Source organism: Nocardia sp. JCM 34519.1 (assembly GCF_020361265.1).
GTDB lineage: Bacteria > Actinomycetota > Actinomycetes > Mycobacteriales > Mycobacteriaceae > Nocardia > Nocardia arthritidis_A.
The window spans coordinates 472,576-491,150 of sequence record NZ_JAIRBR010000004.1 but is presented as its reverse complement, the minus strand read 5'-3'; the positions used below and the strand labels follow the sequence as shown (position 1 = coordinate 491,150).

Annotated in this window: 19 protein-coding genes; 6 read left to right on the top strand and 13 right to left on the bottom strand. The window is 66.1% G+C overall.

The window, feature by feature from the left end:
* Nucleotides 1-44: 44 nt before the first annotated feature.
* Together LGY53_RS14360 and LGY53_RS14355 are read right to left on the bottom strand one after the other, a co-directional pair.
* The gene (locus LGY53_RS14360; protein ID WP_225727163.1) at nt 45-446 is read right to left on the bottom strand and encodes a Dabb family protein; all 402 of its coding nucleotides are present in this window, start codon (nt 444-446) and stop codon (nt 45-47) included.
* A 1-nt stretch (nt 447) separates the two neighbouring features.
* Nucleotides 448-849, bottom strand: coding sequence for a Dabb family protein (locus LGY53_RS14355; protein ID WP_225727162.1), 402 nt, complete (start codon nt 847-849; stop codon nt 448-450).
* A gap of 115 nt (nt 850-964) precedes the next feature.
* Between LGY53_RS14355 and LGY53_RS14350 the strand changes: the two genes are divergently transcribed.
* Nucleotides 965-1,585, top strand: a complete 621-nt coding sequence (locus LGY53_RS14350) for a TetR/AcrR family transcriptional regulator (RefSeq protein ID WP_225727161.1) — start codon at nt 965-967, stop codon at nt 1,583-1,585.
* 27 nt (nt 1,586-1,612) lie between these two features.
* On the opposite strand, the gene LGY53_RS14345 is transcribed toward LGY53_RS14350, so the two are convergent.
* Together LGY53_RS14345 and LGY53_RS14340 are read right to left on the bottom strand one after the other, a co-directional pair.
* Nucleotides 1,613-2,557, bottom strand: a complete 945-nt coding sequence (locus LGY53_RS14345) for a phosphotransferase family protein (protein ID WP_225727160.1) — start codon at nt 2,555-2,557, stop codon at nt 1,613-1,615.
* Nucleotides 2,558-2,745: 188 nt separating this feature from the next.
* Nucleotides 2,746-3,711 carry a hypothetical protein gene (locus LGY53_RS14340; RefSeq protein WP_225727159.1) on the bottom strand — a complete coding sequence of 322 codons (966 nt, stop codon included), beginning with the start codon at nt 3,709-3,711 and terminating at the stop codon, nt 2,746-2,748.
* Between the two features lie 111 nt (nt 3,712-3,822).
* Here LGY53_RS14340 and LGY53_RS14335 point away from each other — a divergent pair, with 111 nt between their 5' ends.
* The gene (locus LGY53_RS14335; RefSeq protein ID WP_225727158.1) at nt 3,823-4,416 is read left to right on the top strand and encodes a TetR/AcrR family transcriptional regulator; all 594 of its coding nucleotides are present in this window, start codon (nt 3,823-3,825) and stop codon (nt 4,414-4,416) included.
* A 33-nt stretch (nt 4,417-4,449) separates the two neighbouring features.
* Here LGY53_RS14335 and LGY53_RS14330 read toward each other — a convergent pair whose 3' ends face one another.
* The 7 genes from LGY53_RS14330 to recO all read right to left on the bottom strand — a co-directional run bounded on the left by LGY53_RS14330 (nt 4,450) and on the right by recO (nt 10,331).
* Nucleotides 4,450-5,055, bottom strand: a complete 606-nt coding sequence (locus LGY53_RS14330; protein ID WP_225727157.1) for a response regulator transcription factor — start codon at nt 5,053-5,055, stop codon at nt 4,450-4,452.
* A gap of 42 nt (nt 5,056-5,097) precedes the next feature.
* Entirely contained in the window at nt 5,098-6,300 is a 1,203-nt protein-coding gene (locus LGY53_RS14325; RefSeq protein WP_225727156.1) for a sensor histidine kinase, read from the bottom strand.
* 131 nt (nt 6,301-6,431) lie between these two features.
* Nucleotides 6,432-7,208, bottom strand: a complete 777-nt coding sequence (locus LGY53_RS14320; RefSeq protein ID WP_225727155.1) for an ABC transporter permease — start codon at nt 7,206-7,208, stop codon at nt 6,432-6,434.
* Nucleotides 7,205-8,161, bottom strand: a complete 957-nt coding sequence (locus LGY53_RS14315) for an ABC transporter ATP-binding protein (protein ID WP_225727154.1) — start codon at nt 8,159-8,161, stop codon at nt 7,205-7,207. The genes LGY53_RS14320 and LGY53_RS14315 overlap by 4 nt, the downstream gene beginning before the upstream one ends.
* A 76-nt stretch (nt 8,162-8,237) precedes the next feature.
* Nucleotides 8,238-8,651: a YbjN domain-containing protein gene (locus LGY53_RS14310; protein ID WP_225727226.1), complete on the bottom strand. Its 414-nt coding sequence runs from the start codon at nt 8,649-8,651 to the stop codon at nt 8,238-8,240.
* An 11-nt stretch (nt 8,652-8,662) separates the two neighbouring features.
* Nucleotides 8,663-9,472: an isoprenyl transferase gene (locus LGY53_RS14305; protein ID WP_167479148.1), complete on the bottom strand. Its 810-nt coding sequence runs from the start codon at nt 9,470-9,472 to the stop codon at nt 8,663-8,665.
* Nucleotides 9,473-9,563: 91 nt separating this feature from the next.
* The gene (gene recO, locus LGY53_RS14300) at nt 9,564-10,331 is read right to left on the bottom strand and encodes a DNA repair protein RecO (RefSeq protein ID WP_167473379.1); all 768 of its coding nucleotides are present in this window, start codon (nt 10,329-10,331) and stop codon (nt 9,564-9,566) included.
* A gap of 111 nt (nt 10,332-10,442) precedes the next feature.
* Here recO and LGY53_RS14295 point away from each other — a divergent pair, with 111 nt between their 5' ends.
* Complete coding sequence (locus LGY53_RS14295; RefSeq protein WP_225727153.1) at nt 10,443-10,970, top strand: DUF1772 domain-containing protein; 528 nt, start codon at nt 10,443-10,445, stop codon at nt 10,968-10,970.
* 53 nt (nt 10,971-11,023) lie between these two features.
* Nucleotides 11,024-11,629 (top strand): dihydrofolate reductase family protein, encoded by a 606-nt coding sequence (locus LGY53_RS14290; protein ID WP_225727152.1) that lies wholly within the window; start codon nt 11,024-11,026, stop codon nt 11,627-11,629.
* Nucleotides 11,630-11,673: 44 nt separating this feature from the next.
* Here the strand turns inward: LGY53_RS14290 and LGY53_RS14285 are convergent, their stop codons facing one another.
* Nucleotides 11,674-12,276, bottom strand: a complete 603-nt coding sequence (locus tag LGY53_RS14285) for a TetR/AcrR family transcriptional regulator (protein WP_225727151.1) — start codon at nt 12,274-12,276, stop codon at nt 11,674-11,676.
* On the bottom strand, nt 12,263-13,129 hold the full coding sequence (locus tag LGY53_RS14280) for an alpha/beta fold hydrolase (RefSeq protein WP_225727150.1): 867 nt from the start codon (nt 13,127-13,129) through the stop codon (nt 12,263-12,265). The genes LGY53_RS14285 and LGY53_RS14280 overlap by 14 nt, the downstream gene beginning before the upstream one ends.
* A gap of 133 nt (nt 13,130-13,262) precedes the next feature.
* Here LGY53_RS14280 and LGY53_RS14275 point away from each other — a divergent pair, with 133 nt between their 5' ends.
* Both LGY53_RS14275 and LGY53_RS14270 read left to right on the top strand, forming a co-directional pair.
* Entirely contained in the window at nt 13,263-14,690 is a 1,428-nt protein-coding gene (locus LGY53_RS14275) for an amidase (protein ID WP_225727149.1), read from the top strand.
* Nucleotides 14,691-15,346: 656 nt separating this feature from the next.
* Nucleotides 15,347-18,559, top strand: a complete 3,213-nt coding sequence (locus LGY53_RS14270; protein ID WP_225727148.1) for an NACHT domain-containing NTPase — start codon at nt 15,347-15,349, stop codon at nt 18,557-18,559.
* Nucleotides 18,560-18,575: the final 16 nt, after the last annotated feature.

Genomic DNA, 18,575 nt, shown 5'->3' with positions numbered 1-18,575 from the left:
AAAGACCCCTTCGAATCCGTTGCGCGAAGGGGTCTTTCGCGTTCTCAAAGGAATCGCACTTCCGGGATCCCCGCCATCAGCTCGGCGTAATCCGGATACGCCGCCAGCTTCCGGTCGTGGATCGCCATGATCTTCGCGGCCAGATCCGGGTCGGGATCATCCGAAACATCCGGGCCGAGTACGAGTTTCGCATAGTGCGGGACGATGTCCGGATCGCCGGCCAGATGCACCGGATCGTAGAGATACGTCTCGAGCGCGGCGAGATCGTCGAATCCGGTGCTGTATGCGTGCGTGCAGCCGTCCGCCCGGCCGCCGAGACACTGTCCGACGATGCCGAATCGCGCCGATCCGAGGGTGACCGTGCGGCGAATCAGGCGCAGCGTCTCGGCCTTTTCGTCCTCGGTCAGTTCGTCCCTGAATCGGAAACGCCGTATCAGCACGATCATGTCAGGCGACGGTTACTTCGGGGATGGTGGACATGAGTTCGGCCCAGTCCGGGTACTTGCGCAGTTTGGCTTCGTGCATCGCGAGGAGTTTCGCGCCGAGCTCCGGGTCCGGGTCGTCCGAAAGATCCGGGCCGATGGCCAGTTTCGCGAGATGCGGGGCGATCCGCGGGTCGGCCGCCAGGTGGACCGGATCGTTCATGTACCGCTCGAGCGCGGCCAGATCCTCGATGCCGAAGGTGCAGGCGTGGGTGTAGCCCGCGGCCGGATCGCCGAGGCATTGGCCGACGGTCCCGTAGCGGACCGAATCCATGGCGGCCACCTGCCGCAGCGCGGTCAGCGCCGCGGCGCGTTCCGCCTCGGTCGCCTCGTCGCGGAATCGGAAGCGCAGGGTATGGACGATCATCGGATCTCCCTTATCGATTTGAACTGATGGGTTCAACATAGTGAACGTACTAGTAGATTCACAAGAGTGAACCCGCGAGTTCAATGGACCCATACCGACGCGGTAGCATGCAGGGGTGGCGGAGACGAAAGCCCAACGAGGCCGAATAGATAAGCGATCGGCGATCCTCGAGGTCGCCTTCGACGTCTTCGCCGAACGCGGCTACCGGCAGGCCTGCGTACAGGAGATCGCGAATGCGGCGGGCGTCGCCAAGCCCACCGTCTACAACCATCTCAACGACAAGGAAACCCTGTTCCAGGAGACGGTGCTGGCCGCCGCCGACGCCATGTCCACGGAAACCGTCGCGGCCGTCGACCCGCTACGCGATCCGGGCGACGTGCGCGCCGCGCTCACCGAAACCGCACTGCGGCTGGTGCGCAGTTGTGCGGGTGAGCGCGGCCGAGCCCTGCGCCGCCTGGCCAACGCGCAGTCCGCGGAATTCCCCAACCTCATCGATGAGGTCATGCGGCGCACCACGATTCGGCTCCGCGAGGCACTCTCCGATCGCCTCGCCCGCCTGGTGCTGGCGGGTGCGCTGCGCCAGTGCGACCCCACCGTCGCCGCCGAACATTTCCTCGCCCTGCTCACCGGCCCACTCGAAATACGCACCCACCTCGGCACCCGCAAACCCGCGGCCGCCGAACTCCGCGCCATCGCCGACGCCGCCGTCGACACCTTCCTCCGCGCCTATACGTAAGCGGAAATCGGTGCAGCGCAAGCTATTTCAACCCAGCGTATCCATTGTGGCGGTGATATAGGCATCCAGCCGCTCCTCCACGACTCGCGTCGTCAGCTCCGTCCGCCCCGCCTCCCGCCATGGCCGCGCCACCAACCGCACCTCTTCCGAGGCCGCCAGCCCGTCCCGCACTCGCCAGAACAGCCGCTCACTCGCTGCCGCGGCCAGCACCCCACCTGCCTGCTCGTACGCATCGGCGAAGCGCAGACCCCACGCCGGACCGTGCAGCAGCGCGAGATTGGTCGAACAGTGCGCCACATCGAGATCCGCAGGGCCCCAAGAGGTTTGCGCCCAGTCGACGACGCCGGTGATCCGGGCGTCCGCCGACGGTGGCATGTCGAACAGCACGTTGCCCGGTTGGAAATCCCGGTGCAGAAAACATCCTTCATAGGTCGGCGCGGGCTTGCGGATCACATCGATCGCCGCGGCCCATGCCGTGGCGTCGGCGCCCCTCGGAACCACGACGGTGTCGGCGGCTGTCCACGCCCGATACTCTCTGGGCCGCTCGGCTGGCCGCAACGCGTGGATCGCAACGAGTTGGCGGGCCAGCAGCACTACGCGCGTCTCCAATGCCGCGTCGTCGAGGACCGTCCGGCCCGGCAGGTGCGTCATCAGCAACGACGGATACTCGCAATGCGCGGCGGTCGGATCGACCGCGACCAGCGCAGGAGCCGGAACGCCCGTGCCCGCGAGCATGGTCAGGGCGCCTGCCTCCCTGTTCAGCCAGTCCTCGGCGTGCTCCGCGTCGACGAAGGTCCGCAGCACCAGGGCCCGGGTGCCGCCGTCGCGCTTACCGATGGTCAGCCTCCGCATTTCGGCGGTGATGCCGCCGTGCAGCGCCTCGATTCCGAGGACCCGTTCACCGACCTCCAGATGCCTGCTCACCCAGGCCAATGTCAACGGCCGGACGGCCGCCGCATCGTGGTCGAACACCGTGACATCTCATCATCCGGGCGAAGGCGCCCGCAAAGCATTTACTGTGGCCCGCGCGAATCGCGGCGCGGCGCACGGCGAATGCCGGAATCCGGATCACGCCCGATGTGTGGGTGCACATCTGATTGTGGTGGGCGTGAACGGATTCCGGCACTCACCTCCGACGACCGAGCTGTCCGGTCGTGGGGTCATGCCACCGTCGCCGGTTCACGGACGGGGGTGACGGCAGGGGCGGCGCGGCGCACGCCGATACCGAGCAGAACCAGTGCTGCTGCAGCCCAGATGAGCAGTACCGCAATGGGTTTCGCGGATCCGGCATTGTCGAAGAAGGCCACCGAGCGCAGCAGTGACGCGGCTGCGCCCGGCGGAAGGAGCTGCCCGACGGTCCCCCACGGCTTGGGTAGCAGTTCGGGCGCGGAGGTGGCGGCGGAGAACGGGTTGCCGATCAGCAGCATCGTCAGCGCGCCGAGTCCGATACCGGCGCGGCCGAGCGCGGCATTCAGGCCGACGACGGTGCCGGACACCGTGAACGACACCAGCCCGGCGACCGCCGCGAGCACCGGATACGACCCGGGGACCACCGACATCCAGCCCTGGACGATCGCCATGCTGAGCAAGCCGCCCGCCACCCCGAAGGTAACCAGCCCCACCAGGCGGGCGCCCACGGCCGGGATCAGCAGCGACAGCAGCACGCCCGCCGCGATTCCGGACATCACCAGCGGCAGCACCATCGCGCCGAATGCCGTTCCGCGCGGATCCTTTTCGGCGGCGGGAACAATATCGGCCACCTTCGCCTGCGGCACACCCGACAGCTGCTGGGCGATGCCGGTGAGCTGCTGCGCCACCGCCGGGCTCGCCGCGGAGGCGACGAGTACCTGCGGCGCGCCCGCACCGGTCACGATGGCGCCGTACGCCTTTCGGTCGGCAATGGCCGTGCGAGCGGCGGATTCGTCTGTGGCCGTTGTGATCTGGAAGGCCCCGGGATCGTGTCCGGCGAGTTTGCCCGCGACGGCGGCGGATTGCGGACCGGTGACAACGATCGGCAGATCGCGCGGCGCGATATTGGCCGCGGGCCAGGCGAAGGCGATGAGCATGATGGCTTGGAGCAGAGCCGCCGCGAGACCGAAGGCCAACGCGCGCCGGGTGGAGTTCATGACGCTCTCCGTAAATCGAATGTTCGTTCTCTTTTATCGCAAACACCGTCCCACCGGCCGCCGATAGTTGTCAAGAACGAACATTCGTTTTACTTTGGAAGCGTGCCCAGAGTGAGCGAAGAACACCTAGAACGGCGCCGCCAACAGATCCTGGATGCGGCCCAATTATGCTTCACCCGCAAGGGTTTTCACGAGACGTCGATGCAGGATGTCTTCGCCGAATCCGGGCTGTCCGCCGGCGCGGTCTATCGCTACTTCAAGAGCAAGAACGAGCTTATCGCCGCCATCGCCGCGGCGACCGCCGACGAGGTGCGCGACCGGCTCGACGCCGCCATCAATGCCGATCCGCTGCCGACCCCGGACGAGTTGGTCCGGACGATGACCGAGATGATCATCGAGAACAGCGGCCCGTCGGGCCGAATTCGCTTGGCCCCCCAGGCCTGGGCGCTCGCCCTGGTACAGCCGGAGGCGAACGCCTTTGTCGGCGCGGCACTGACCGCCATCCGCAGACACTGGGAGCTCTACGCCGAACGCATGCGCGACCAGGGCTGGATCGCCCGGGACGCCGATACCGCCGCCATCGCCGTCGCGGCCGTCGGCATGTTCCCCGGATTCATGTTGCAGCACTTGATCCTCGGCGACGTCGACCCCGACACCATCGCCCGCGGTATCGGCGCCCTCCTCACCTACCACCGCGAACCCTGAAGCGTGCGCCGCGCCGAAACCGCGCGAATTCGACTACAACCAACCCAGACGTTCGGCGGCGCGCACGGCCTCGGCCCGGTTGCTGGTGCCGGTCTTGCCGATGGCCGACGAAAGATGGTTGCGCACAGTGCCTTCCGAGAGGTGCAGCTTTTTGGCGATGGCACCGGCGGTGGCGCCGTCGGCCGCGGCGGCGAGCACCTCGCGTTCCCGGGCGGTGAGCGGCGAGGTGCCCGCGGTGAGCGTTTCGGTGGCCAGCGCGGGATCGACCACACGCAAACCCATTTGGACCCGCCGCACCGCGTCGGCGAGTTCGCGGGCCGGGGTGTCCTTGACCACGAAACCGCTCGCGCCCGCGTCGATGGCGCGGCGCAGGTATCCGGGCCGCCCGAAGGTGGTGACCATCAGTACGCGCACGTCCGGATGCGTGGCATGAAGCTGTTCGGCCACCGAAATACCGTCCAGCCCAGGCATTTCCACATCCAGCAGCACCACGTCTGGTTTGGTTCGCGCCACCGCGTCCAGCACCTCGTCGCCGCGCCCGACCTCGGCGACGACCTCCAAATCGGTTTCCAGCCCGAGCAGCGCGGCCAGCGCACCGCGCACCAGCGCCTGATCGTCGGCGAGCAACAACCGGATCATCGATCCTCCATACCTCCGCCCACCCCGCACATCCGTTGTATATCAATCCTTTTCGATCGGATACGGAATGGTCGCGACGACACGCACCCCACCTCCCTCCGGTGTGCCGAAGGTCAGCGTCCCGCCTGCGGCGCGCACCCGCTCCCGCAGCCCGGACACACCGGTCCCGGCGGCGCCCGATCCCATCCCGCGTCCGTCGTCGACCACCTCGATGGTGGTCGGGGTGACGGTGACCGTGCAGTGCCGAGCGGCGCTGTGCCGCACCACATTCGTGACCGCCTCGCGCAGCACCCAGCCGAAGAGTTCGTTGTCGCCGTCCGGCAGCGAATCCGGTTCGGGCAACCGGGCGGCGATATCCGCGGCGGCCAGCGCCGAGCGCGCGTTGGCCAGCTCGCCGCGCAAGCTCACCTCGCGCAGGCCGCCGACCGTATCGCGCACTCCAGCCAGCGCCTCGCGGGCCAGCCGCTCGATATCGGCCAGCTCGGTGCGCGCCCGATCCAGGTCGATATCGATGAGCCGTTGCGCCAGTTCGGTTTTCACGGTGATGACGGTGAGTGAATGGCCCAGGATGTCGTGCACGTCGCGAGCCACCCGGTTACGTTCCTCGACGATGGCGAGTTCCGCGCGCTGGCGCCGCGCGAGCAGTTGCAGTCTGCGCCCGCGCAACCCGATCTCGCGGCCGATCCAGATGACTATCGGTACGATCGCCACGAAGACCGGAACACCGCCGAGTTCCCAGCCGGGCACGACGTTGGGCACCACCAGCAACCCGATGCTGACCGCGAGCGCGACATATCCGGAGCGGCGCACCGGAAGGCCGAAGATCGCGACGACCGCGATATAGATCGCCGTCAGCAGGGCGGTCGGCCCGAGCAACGATGTCATGGCGACGACCAGGACCGCCATAGCGCCCAGTACCACCCAAATTCGCGCTTGGGGTGGGGGCGGTTCGAGGAATTCCTCTATATCGGGCCAGTTGGACTGCCGGAACACGACGAAGGCCGCCACGATCAACGCACCGAAGACGATCACACTTGCCGCCCCCGCGATCGCCCGCACGTACGCGCCGCTGTCCCACTCCTCGATCACCGGACCGACCAGGTAGGCCAGCCAGGCGGTCGCCAGGAACGCACCGAGCCAGCCATGCCGCAGCTTGGACGTGCCATTCGGTCCGATACCGAACACCCTGTCCACCAACCGTGAAGCCCGCTGCCCGAGCGTCTCGAGCCGCGCTTTCACCTCCACGGGGCCGCCCCGCGCACACGCTGATCCTGCCTCACGAGCCTCGACGCTACCGTCTCCGGCACCGACAACCCCGCACACACGGCCGTGCGGCCGCTCATCCACCCTGATGAGCGACCGCACGGCCGGTACCCTCAGCGCGCGGTGTCACGACGAAAAAGCAGCGCGGCCCCCGTGACGAAGATCCCCAGCCATATAACGACGTTCAGCACCGCCAAGGCGATCGATCCGGCTCCTGGATTGTCGAACGGCAGCCGGGCCAGCGTGGCGATTCCATTGGTGGGGAACACCTTCGACACCGTCTCGAACCAGCCCGATGGCGGTATGAACAGCCCGCCCGCGAAGGCGAGGGCCGCGAGCACCGGGCCGAGGATCTGCATGACGTTCTCCGACGGCAGCAGGTACCCCATGAACAGCCCGAAGGCCGCGAACACCGAGGAGCAGACCCAGGCGAGTACGAAACAGCTCACCCAGGCGACCGGGGTGAGACGCGCGCCTATGACCGCACCCAGCACGAAAACCATTGTTACAGAGAATAATCCGAGCATCATCGCGACGATCACCTTGGTCGCGATGTAGGCGACCGGACGCAACGGGGTCAATCGCAGCTGGCGGCTCCATCCGTGTGCGCGTTCCACCGCGACCATGGCGCCGCCGCTCGTGGTGGACAGCATCGCGCCGTACAGGGCCATCGACACCATGACGTAGGCGGTGACGTTGGCCGAGCCGACCGTCTCCGTCCTCGCGTCGTGCTGCAGCCCGAAGATGGCGAAGAACACCGGCGGGATGACCAGCGTGAAGATCATGGTGCGCCGGTTGCGCAGCATCCGCCGCAATTCCAAGCTCAAGAAGCCGGTGCTGAATCCCCCAAGCGCGGAACGCATTCCGGCCACATTGATGGTGGTTGTCATCGGTCCCCTCCGGTGGTCAGCGCCAGGAATGCGGATTCCAGGTTGTGCGCGGTGATTTCGAGATCCACCGCGGCGGTCTCGGTGAGCAGGTAGCGGGCGACGGAATCGGAGTCCCTGGCCTGCACGATGATTCGATCGCCGCGCAGCTCGACATTGTCGACACCCGGGAGCGCGAGCAGCCGTGCCGGATCCGCGGCGGGCAGGGTCGCGGACAGTGTCCGGCCCGCGGCCAGGTTCTTGACCTCGGCCGCGGTGCCGTCGGCGACCACCTTGCCCGCGCGGATCAGCACGACGCGGTCCGCGTACGCGTCGGCCTCGTCGAGGTAGTGGGTGGCGAACAGGACGGTGCGACCGCGGTTGGAGTCCTCCCGCATGGCGTTCCAGAATTCTCGCCGCCCTTCGACATCCATGCCGGTGGTCGGCTCGTCCAGCACGATCAGATCCGGATTCGGCAGCAGCGCGAGCGCGAACCGCAGCCGCTGCTGCTGTCCGCCGGAGCACTTGCCGACCAGCCGATCGGCGATGCCCATGATTCCGGCGCGCGCCAGCACCTCCTGTACCGGCCGCGGGCTCGCGTGCAAAGTGCCGATCAGCCTTACGGTTTCGGCGACGGTGAGATCCGGCAGCAGCCCGCCGGACTGCATCACCGCGGAAATCTGGCCTGCCGCAATGGCTTGCGCGGGTTCTGCGCCGAAAACCTGGACGCTGCCCGAATCCGGCGTGCTCAGGCCGAGCAGCATATCGATGGTCGTGGTCTTACCCGCGCCGTTCGGGCCGAGGAATGCGACGATCTCGCCCGGCTGGATCACCAGGTCGAGCCCGTCGACCGCCCGCACGGCGCCGCCGCCCGCCTGGCGGAAGCTCTTGTGCAGGTCACGCAGTTCTATCGCGGGCGCTTTCCGGTGTGCAGCGCCCCCCGCGGCCGAGAAGACGGCCCTCAGTGCTGATGTCATGGCTCAACGGTCGTCGAATCCGGGGCCGCAGACCTCGCCCGGCTGTCACGACTCCGCCATGACATCTGTCATGGGTTCACGGCAGCAGCAGTCCCTGCCTGGCTCGGCCGGCGTCGGACAGCACCAGCAGCAGCATCATGGCCAGCGCCTGATCGTCGAGTCCGGCCGCCGGGAAGGTGTAGTGCAGGATGACGTCGGCCAGCTTGTCGCGGTTGATCAGCGTCAGCGAACCGAACTTCAGCGCGTTGTTGCGCTCGGCGACCCGCTTGTGCAGCTGCGGTTTCAGCGGGCGGTCCCAGGCCAGCACGCAGGTGAGGCTGAGCACGTCGAGCCCGGCGGACAGGTTCACCCCGCGCAGCGAGCACAGCGCACCCTCGTATTGGAAGCTCAGCGAGCCGTCCTGGTCGACCCGCACGTCGACGTCGTACAGCGACAACCCGGCGCCCGCGCGCGCCTGCAATTCCTCGGCCGGAGTGACCACCGCGTCCATTCTGCTGCCGTTCACTTGGTGCCGCCGAAGCGGCGGTCACGCGAAGCGTACTCGACGCAGGCGTCCCACAGGTTGCGCCGGTCGAAATCGGGGAAAAGCGTGTGCTGGTAGACGAATTCGGCGTAGGCCGACTGCCAGATCAGGAAGTTGGAGCTGCGCAGCTCGCCCGAGGGACGTAGGAACAGATCGACGTCCGGCATATCCGGCTCGTCCATGAATCGGGCGACGGTCGCCTCGGTGACCTTCTCCGGATCCAGTTCGCCCGCCGCCACCCGGCGCGCGATTTCCTTTGCGGCGTCGGCGATTTCGGCGCGACCGCCGTAGTTGACGCACATGGTGAGGGTCATCACCGTATTGTCCTTGGTGAGTTCCTCGGCGATCTCGAGTTCCTTGATCACGCTGCGCCACAGGCGCGGACGACGGCCCGCCCAGCGCACCCGGACACCCATCTCGTGCATTTCGTCGCGGCGGCGGCGGATCACATCGCGGTTGAAGCCCATGAGGAAGCGCACCTCCTCCGGGCTGCGCCGCCAGTTCTCGGTGGAGAACGCGAACGCCGACAGCCACTTCACCCCGATTTCGATACAGCCCTCGACGGTGTCCATCAGCACGGCCTCGCCGCGCTCGTGTCCCGCGGTGCGCGGCAGCCCGCGCTCCTGCGCCCATCGGCCGTTGCCGTCCATCACCAACGCCACATGGTTGGGTACCAGCTCCGGCGGCAACTTCGGCGGCCGCGCACCCGACGGGTGCTGGGACGGCGGCCGCACCGACCTTCCGTTATCCGGAACGGTCGCGGTGGCGGAGTCTCGGCGCAGAATCACGGCTCCATCCTGCCCGATGCCCTCGACCGCCCGACCGAGCCCCACACACTTTCCACCCGCTTCACACAACTTCGCCACGTGACATGTGGCGCTATAGAGCCACACTCCCGTTGGCCGCCAACGCCGGACGCGAGCGTTCGATCAGCGGGAGGGTGCGGAGTTGACGTTCCAGATGCCATTGCAGGTGGGCGGCGACCAGTCCGCTGGCTTGGCGGCGAAGGTTGTCGGGGACGGTTTCGATATAGGCCCATTCGCCCTTGAGCAGCGCGATGAGCAGGTCGAGGACGCCGGGGGCCGGGGTGGCGGCGCCGGGTGGGCGGCAGTGCACGCACACCGCGCCGCCCGCCGCGACGTGGAAGGCGCGGTGCGGGCCGGGGGTCGCACAGCGGGCGCATTCGTCCAGTGCGGGCGCCCATCCGGCGAAACCCATGGCGCGCAACAGGTATGCGTCGAGGATCAGTTCGTGCGGGTGCTGTTTCGCGGCGATCGCGCGCAGTGCGCTCGCGGTGAGCGCATGCAGTTTCGGTGCGGGCGCGCGCTCCTCGCCCGCCAGCCGCTCGGCGGTTTCCAGCACCGCGCACGCGGTGGTGTAGCGGCCGTAATCGTCGACGATATCGGCGGCGAACGCCTCCATCGTGTGCACCTGGGTGATGGTGTCGAGGGTCCGTCCCGGATGCAGTTGCACGTCGACGTACGCGAACGGCTCCAACCGCGCCCCGAACCGAGACTTGGTCCGCCGCACCCCTTTGGCCACCGCCCGCACCAATCCGTGCTGCCGCGTCAGCAAGGTGACGATGCGGTCCGCCTCCCCCAGCTTGTGCTGGCGAACGACAACCGCCTCATCCCGATACAAACGCACCCGAACATCCTCGCACGCCCCCGCGACAACGCCCGCCAGGCTCGACGGATCGGATCGGCCGATTTAGTATCAGTTTCGTACTATATGAATCTCATATGTTAGGACGCCGCCGTGCCATTCACCGTCGAAAGATCGTCGATCAATCAATTCGCCCGACTCGCCAGCCTGCTGCTGGTCGGGACCTTCACCGGGTTCCTGCTCACCGTGCTGGTGCTCGAGCTGTCGATGCGCGGAGCGGACGGCCCCACCTACGTCACCGTTCGGCACATCGAATTGGACGGCATGGACCAGCTCGCCTCCGCGACACTGCTCCCCGCACTGGTCGTGACGGCGGTCCTCGCCGCGACCGCGCTCCGCGGCCATCGCCTGTTCCCGATCGTCGCCCTCACCCTGCTGATCGGCGTGCTGATCCTGACCCTGGCGGTCAACCTGCCCATCAACACCGACCAACGCGACTGGGTCAGCACCGTGCCACCCGTAGACTGGGCGGACGTCCGCGATCGCTGGCAACTCGCCCATGCCATCCGAACCTGCACCGCCGCAATCGCTTTCATCCTCCTGGCCACCGCCGCCGTACTCCGCCGCACGACCGGATCAGCAAGTCGGCAAGGCCTGACACCGCGACACCGCGGCCGATGAGTTTGTGGTTCCCGACCGGTCAAAGCTCGTGACACCCTAGGAAAGGACACACCATGTCGGAGCTTCTCGTCGACTTCATCACCTCCCTCGACGGATACGCATCGGGACAGGGATGGCCCGGGTTCTGGGGCCTCGAAGGTCCGGAGTACCTCGCATGGCTCGGCGAGCAGCCCAAGACCACCCACCTGATGGGAGCGAACACCTACCGCCTGATGTCGGGCTTCGCCGCCGGCGAGGTTCCGAATGGCCAGGACGAGTTCCGGCCCGAAGAAGAGGCGTCCGTCGGCGGGCTCACGCAAGCGCCCAAGGTGGTGTTCTCCTCCTCACTCGAGGAGCCACTGACGTGGGCCAACTCCACGCTCGTCCGCGACGACGCCGTCGAGGCGGTCCGCGCCATGAAGTCGAGTGGCTCGGGGCTCCTCAGCACGATCGGCAGCCTGAGCTTGTGCCGGTCCCTGCTACGAGCCGGACTCGTCGATCGATTCCGGGTCGTGATGTTCCCGGTGATCACCGGTGCCACGGGCGCAGAACGCATCTACGACGGCTATCCGGACGTCGCCCTCGAGATGCTCGATCACCGCACCTTCGACGGCCGCATCCAGTTGGTCGAGTACAAGCCCCGCGTGCTCGAGCATCCGCCGCTCGGCGCACCTGCGTGACGTCGCCCGTCCGGCGCTTGAATTACCAAGCTATCGTGAGGGTTTCAGGACGTCCGGACCATGCCGGAGATGAGCAGCAGTAAGGATTGCTGAGCTTGGGCGCGGGCCGCGTCCTTGTCGTCGGCGTGTGCGACGATCAGGCTCGCCTCGGAAATCGCGCTCATCAGGATCTGGGCGAGCACCTGGGTGGGCGCGTCGCCGATGAGTCCGGCGGCGCGCGCTCGCTCCAATTCGTCTGCGATCAGGCCGAGTCCGTGTTGGTTCTCGAATTCGCGCCAGGCCTGCCAGCCGAGGACCGCAGGCGCGTCGGTGAGCACGATGCGTAGCACGTCGGGCCGCTGGCAGATCTCCAGGAAGGTGGCCAGCCCGACGGCCATCCCCGCCATCAGATCGTCGGGATCGGTTGTGTCGATAGCGCTTCGGACCTCTTCGACGATCTCCATCTCCACGTGTTCGAGCACGGCGACGAACAGTCCGCGCTTGTCGCCGTAGTGGTGATGCAGCGCGCCGCGGGTGACCCCGGCCTCGGTCACCAATTCCTCGGCCGAGGTACCCGCGAAGCCGCGTTCGGCGAACAACCTGCGGCCCGCCTGTTCCAATGCGGCCCTGGTCGCGCGGGATCGATCCTCCTGGCTACGGCGTGGCATGCAGCCGAGTGAACTCCAGGATCGCCTCGGCAAGCAACTCGGGCTGGTCTTCGGGCAGGAAGGTGTAGGAATCGTCGATCAGGCGCAGGGTCGCGTTCGGCAGATCCGCGGCCAGCCGTTCGGCGTAGGACACCGGGAAGAACCGGTCCTGCGCGGCCCAGGCGAGCAGCACCGGCTGCCGAACCGCGCCGAACCGCTTCGCCGCATCCAGCGTGTAGCTGCTTTTCACCGATTTCACGAAGCGCCGCAGGTCTTTTCGGATCGCGCCGGAGTTGCGGCTCGGCAGCAGGTAGGAGTCGATCACCTCGGGCGGCATCGGGTATTTGGCCGCCATACCGAAGGAGATCGATAGCGAGTGCAGTGCCCGTATCCGCAGCAACTCGGTCATCGGGCGCATCGAACCCGGGATCTTGGCAAGCAGCGTAAGGGCTTTCAGCCCTCCGGGAAAGAAGCTGTCATAGGAGTCGACGGAGGCGAGCACCACGCGTCCGATGCGGTCCGGATTCCGGGTGAGCAATATCTGAGTTAACGCGCCGCCGGTGTCGTTCGCCACCCAGGTGACATCGTTCAGGTCGAGCTTTTCCAGGAAGGCCGCCATGAGATCCGCGACGCCGGGCGGGGTCAGGTCCGCGTGCGGCATCGGTATCGAATGCGAGCCGAGCGGCCAATCCGGTGTGATGCAGCGATATCCGGCCGCGGCCACGACCGGTACCACCTTGCGCCACAGGTCCGCGTTCACGATCAGTCCGTGTGCGAAGACGACCGGAGCTCCCTCACCCGTCTCGTGATAGCGGATCCGTCCACCGGGCAGGTCGATTTCGTGTGCGGGGCCGAGTGCCGTGCTGGTTGCCATATTTCCTCCCTTGCTGGTTCGACCTCACTTTTACATACATTCTGTATGTATGTCTATAGTGCCGTGAACGGATATGGACGATTGACCAGATCGGCGTTACGGTGACCCAACCCACGCACGAGACGGAGCGGATATGACTGCATCGAGCGATACACCGCAGCAGGCGCGGCCCGAACTCGGACTCACCGAGCTGGCGGCCGCGATCGCGACGGGCGCGCGCACCTCCAGCGATGCGGTCACCGACGCGCTCGACCGGATCGATGCCGCCCAGCCCGCACTCAACGCCTTCCGCATCGTGCGCCGGGAGCAGGCCCTGGCCGAGGCGCGGGAGGCCGATCGACGCTTGGCCGCAGGCGAGCGGCTTCCCCTGCTCGGCGTGCCGATCGCGATCAAGGACGACACCGATTTGTCCGGTACGCCAACGGCTTTCGGTTGCGGCGGCGACTTCCCGCCGAAAACCGAAGACGCCGAGGCGGTTCGGCGGCTGCGCGCCGCCGGTGCGGTGATCGTCGGCAAGACCAACACCTGCGAACTCGGCCAGTGGCCGTTCACCAGCGGCGCCGCCTTCGGCCACACCCGCAATCCGTGGCATCGCGACCACACGCCCGGCGGTTCGTCGGGCGGGTCCGCTGCCGCGGTCTCGGCCGGATTGGTGCCCGCCGCACTGGGTTCCGACGGCGCGGGCTCGGTGCGCATCCCATCCGCGTGGACCAACCTCGTCGGCATCAAACCGCAGCGCGGCCGCATCTCCACCTGGCCGGAGCCGGAGGCGTTCTACGGGCTCACCGTCAACGGACCGCTGGCCCGCACCGTCGCCGACGCCGCGCTGCTGCTCGACGCCGCCGCCGGGCCACACCCCGGCGACCGGCACACACCCGACCCGATCACCGCCGTCGACGCACTCGGCCGCGACCCCGGCCGGCTGCGCATCGCCCTCTCGCTGCGAATCCCGTTCACCGCCACCAGAACCCGGCTCGATCCCGAGGTGGCGGCCGGTGTCGAACGCATCGCGGCGGCCCTGCGCCGCGCCGGACATTCGGTGACCGTCGCCGACCTGCACTACGGCATACTCGTCGGCGCATCCTTCCTGCCGCGCTCGATGGCGGGAATCCACGCCTGGCACCGGCGAATTCCGCACGCCACCGTCGACCCGCGCACCGCAGCCAACGCCCGCATCGGCCGAATACTGGACGGCCCAGCCCTTTTCGCCGCCCGCCGCGCCGAACCGCTACTGCGCCACCGCATCGGATCCTTCTTCCACGACTACGACCTGGTCCTGGCGCCCACCACCGCGACGCCACCACCGCGCGCCGACGCCATCGACGGCATAGGCCCCATGGCCACCGACAACCTCATCACCGCCGCCTGCCCCTACACCTGGCCGTGGAATGTGTTGGGCTGGCCCAGCATCAACATCCCCACCGGATTCACCGAATCCGGCCTGCCCGTCGGAGCCCAACTGATGGGCACCGCCGCCACCGAACCCCTACTGATATCCGTTGCGTCCCAATTGGAATCGGATCTGCGCTGGGACCGGCAGCGGCCGGAAAAGTGGTGGTGAGAAGCTAGATCGGCGCGGTCTTCCAGCAATTGTCGTACAGCTCTTTGCCATCGCCACCGAGGTAGATCGTCACGCACTGAGTCACGATTCGATGCCCGGCAGAGGTAATGCCGTCGGTAACGACAAGTGTCTCCCTCCTGCGCTCGACCGCGACGAAACACATTGGCTAGAAACCATTACAAGCCGCCCGCGTCAGCCCGCCACCGCAGTGCGATCGCACGGTCACGTGATCACGCGGTCACGCGGCCACACGGCCACACGGCCAAAGGGATGGCTTACCCAGCTGTTTCGGGTCGCGCTCGGTGCATAGCGCATGTCTTCCCGGCGAACATGGGCACCCAGAACTCACAACGCCCGGCGATTCGAGTCAGAACCACAAACCACGCGAGCGTTGAGATTCTGGCGCTCTCTGGGTGATGAGCAGGGCACGCGAGACACGGCCGTCGGAATCAGAACCACAAGCCGCGCGAGTGTCCGGATTCCCGCGCTCGCTGGATGATGAGCAGGGCACGCGAGACACGGCCGTCGGAATCCGAATGCCGAGCGGCTATCGCGCTTTGGAGTCGAAACCCGGATAGACCGAAACACTCGCCGGTTGGGTGGCATCATCGACGCGCAACGAACTCGATTGCACAGTCCAGCCGGATTGGGGGGAAATGAGCGCCGAAGTCATCGCTCTTCGGATCGGTACCGCGCTTGTCAGTCGCGCCGCAAACCTTTGGATGGGCGCGCGACAGCGCGACCAATACGTCCACCTGGAGATGGACGACCTGATCCGTAATCGCATTCCGGGCCTGCGCGCCCAGCGCAGCGTGCAACGCCAGTTCGGCCAGATCGCGGACAAGGTCGCCGAACGACTCGAACCGATGCTGGCACACGAGTTCCGCGGCCTTGACGAGAGTGAGCGAGAGGCGATCGCGCTGGCAATAGCGGACACCTTCTATCGAGCCGACCTCTCCGACACCGCGATCTTCGCAGCCGACGCCGACCCGGCGAGGTTGGCGCGGCAGATCCGGGAATCCGTGCCGCAACCGGTAGGGCTGAGCGAAGCGGGAACCGTTCTGTATGAACAGCTTCTGGCCGAATCCGCGGACTGCTACGTCCGAATCGTCCGGCACCTGCCGGTATTCACCGAAAGGGCAATGACCGAACTCCTCGGCCGCGTCAGCGAACTCGGCACGGAGCTGAGCCGGGTACTCGAGCAGTTGCCGAGGCGGTCGCTCGATGCGCCGGAAGGCACGGACAACGATTCGGACTTTCGCCACCGGTATCTGGAGTTCATCAGCGGCACGCTGGACGAGGTGGAGCTGTTCAGTTTCGCAACCGAAAAACCGCTGCGCACAAAGCTTTCGATGGCCTATATCAGTTTACGGGTAGTCACCGATACGGCCACCGGGCGAGTCACGCGGAAATCCTTGCGGCGCGGCAGGCTCTACATCCGCGCCCGCAGCAGGCGCGCAATGCTCGCCACTTCCGAGGACGAGCCCAGCGGCATGCGTGTCGAGTCGGCACTGAGTCGCAAGCATCGGGTTCTACTGCGTGGTGAGGCAGGTTCGGGTAAGACGACGCTGCTTCGCTGGTTGGCCGTCACCGCGGCGCGCGGTAACTTCAGCGGCGACCTCGCATCGTGGAACGGCCTCGTTCCGATGCTGGTCAGGCTGCGCGGCTACGGCGACCGACCCTTGCCCAAACCTCATGAACTCCTCGATGATTCGGCCGGAATCCTGACCGGCCTGATGCCGCGGGCCTGGGTAGAGCGCCAGCTGTCGACCGGACAGGTACTGCTGCTCGTCGACGGCGTGGACGAACTGCTGCCGAGGGATCGCCGGAAGGTCCGCGATTGGCTTCGTGCCCTCCTGCATATGTATCCACAGATACGAGTCGTCGTGACGTCTCGCCCCGCCGCCGCTCGGCAAGACTGGCTCGAACGCGAAGAATTCCTACCCGTTTCGCTCGAGCGGATGACGCAAGCCGACCTGGATTCGTTTGTGCGGCAATGGCATCAAGCCGTCGCTGCCGGTGAACAGAGCCTTCCCTGTGGCCTCGACGAATTGCCCGATTATGAGCGCGCGCTGACGGCCAGCATTCGCGATCGACCACACCTGCACGCGCTCGCATCGAATCCCTTGTTGGCCGCCATGTTGTGCTCGCTGAACCTGAGTCGGTTCCGGCAACTGCCGCGAAATCGAATGGAGCTGTACCAGATGGCAATCGAACTTCTGGTACAGCGGCGCGACGCGGACCGGCATATCCCGAGCGCACACGGCGTCCCGCTGAGCCTCACCGAAAAGGTCAGTGTGCTGCGGGATCTGGCATGGCGATTGTCTGACAACAACCGCAGTGAACTCAATAGCGTGAAGGCGCTGGAATACGTCACCGCGAAAATCGGCTCGATGCGCCACCTCGAGGTCGAGCCCGCACAGGTCCTCGAATACCTCATCGTGCGTTCAGGCGTGCTGCGTTCACCGGCCGAGGAACGAATTGACTTCGCGCACCGAAGCTTTCAAGAATATCTTGCGGCGGCCGAAGCCACCGCCGAGGACCGCATCGGCAATCTCGTCGGGCGCGCGCATCTGGACCTGTGGCGCGAAACGATCATCATGTCCGCGGGACATGCCAACCGCACCCAACGAACCGAGCTGATCACCGGGATTCTCGAACGCGCACAGCGCGAACGCCGTTATACGCGTCGCCTGCGTCTGTTGGCCGCGTCGTGCCTGGAGACAATGGAGTCGGTACCAGACGATCTCGCCGCCCTCCTGGACGAGGCGATCGACGCACTATTGCCGCCTCGCAGTGCCGACGACCCGACCGCCTTGGCCGCGATCGGTGAACCAATCCTGCGAAAGTTGCCGAAAAACCTCGATGACATCAAAACCGACTCGGCCATTGAGATAGTCGAAACCGCTGTTCTCGTGGGCGGGACAAAAGCAATTCAGCTGCTTGCAGGATATACACAGAACCCGAAGATGCGCGTTCAACTCGCACTGATAAATGGTTGGCGATATTTCGATCCGACAGAGTACGCCGAAAAAATCCTTGCCCAGTTGCCGGACAAGCCTGGTATCACATTACCGCTCGACCATCCGACACAGTGGACGCCCGCAGCGCGGTTGCCGAATCTCCGCCAGCTCAGCGTGCTGTATCCGACGAACTTACACAGCTTGGCATTGGATGAAGTTACTGCGCTGAACAAATTGGAGTTGCTGAACCTGACCGGCAACAATGGTATCGACTATCTTGCGAAGTCCCAACTCGGTATGCACCTACGACGCCTCACCCTCGCACCCGGTAATTCTCTAGCGGCGATCGAAAATCTGAACTCTATAGCGAGCTTGACAGACCTTCGCGAACTGATACTTGGAGGATGGCGCTATACGTTCCACCAGCTTTCGATTCCAGACAACCTCCTGAGCCTGACGCTCGATTGTATTTTCTCGAACTACAATCTCGGTTACTTATCCGAGCATCGGCTCGAGTTTCTGGAACTCACCGGCGAAAATGCGCCTGCCTCTCTGGCCACGATAACCCGGGGAACCCGGCTCAGACAGGTCAATCTGGCCTACTGCGACCTCACCGAATGCCTCACCACTACACTCGCGCTGCTACCCGAGCTGGAGACGCTTGTACTCGGTGACGTCTCCCTCCCAGAAGACCTAGAGGTTCTCGCCAAAGTGCCGACATTGAAGTCGCTCGAACTGATCGCCTGCTCCGGGCCAAACGGCCAGCCGATCGATCTGTCAACTTTTCGCCGCCCGGAACAGCTCCGACCGTTGACCGTCCGCTTTGTCAGATCCCACGCAGGCGAATCAGGGACCCCGTCCAGCAGCAACGTCGAATGGCACGAGGTATCAACGCAGCGATACTGAGGCGGGCACCGGCTGG

Coding starts and splice junctions, on each gene's coding strand:
- LGY53_RS14360 (WP_225727163.1), bottom strand. CDS start 446: ATGATCGTGCTGATACGGCGTTTCCGATTCAGGGACGAACTGACCGAG.
- LGY53_RS14355 (WP_225727162.1), bottom strand. CDS start 849: ATGATCGTCCATACCCTGCGCTTCCGATTCCGCGACGAGGCGACCGAG.
- LGY53_RS14340 (WP_225727159.1), bottom strand. CDS start 3,711: ATGAACTCCACCCGGCGCGCGTTGGCCTTCGGTCTCGCGGCGGCTCTG.
- LGY53_RS14330 (WP_225727157.1), bottom strand. CDS start 5,055: ATGATCCGGTTGTTGCTCGCCGACGATCAGGCGCTGGTGCGCGGTGCG.
- LGY53_RS14320 (WP_225727155.1), bottom strand. CDS start 7,208: ATGACAACCACCATCAATGTGGCCGGAATGCGTTCCGCGCTTGGGGGA.
- LGY53_RS14315 (WP_225727154.1), bottom strand. CDS start 8,161: ATGACATCAGCACTGAGGGCCGTCTTCTCGGCCGCGGGGGGCGCTGCA.
- LGY53_RS14310 (WP_225727226.1), bottom strand. CDS start 8,651: ATGGACGCGGTGGTCACTCCGGCCGAGGAATTGCAGGCGCGCGCGGGC.
- LGY53_RS14290 (WP_225727152.1), top strand. CDS start 11,024: ATGTCGGAGCTTCTCGTCGACTTCATCACCTCCCTCGACGGATACGCA.
- LGY53_RS14285 (WP_225727151.1), bottom strand. CDS start 12,276: ATGCCACGCCGTAGCCAGGAGGATCGATCCCGCGCGACCAGGGCCGCA.
- LGY53_RS14280 (WP_225727150.1), bottom strand. CDS start 13,129: ATGGCAACCAGCACGGCACTCGGCCCCGCACACGAAATCGACCTGCCC.
- LGY53_RS14275 (WP_225727149.1), top strand. CDS start 13,263: ATGACTGCATCGAGCGATACACCGCAGCAGGCGCGGCCCGAACTCGGA.
- LGY53_RS14270 (WP_225727148.1), top strand. CDS start 15,347: ATGAGCGCCGAAGTCATCGCTCTTCGGATCGGTACCGCGCTTGTCAGT.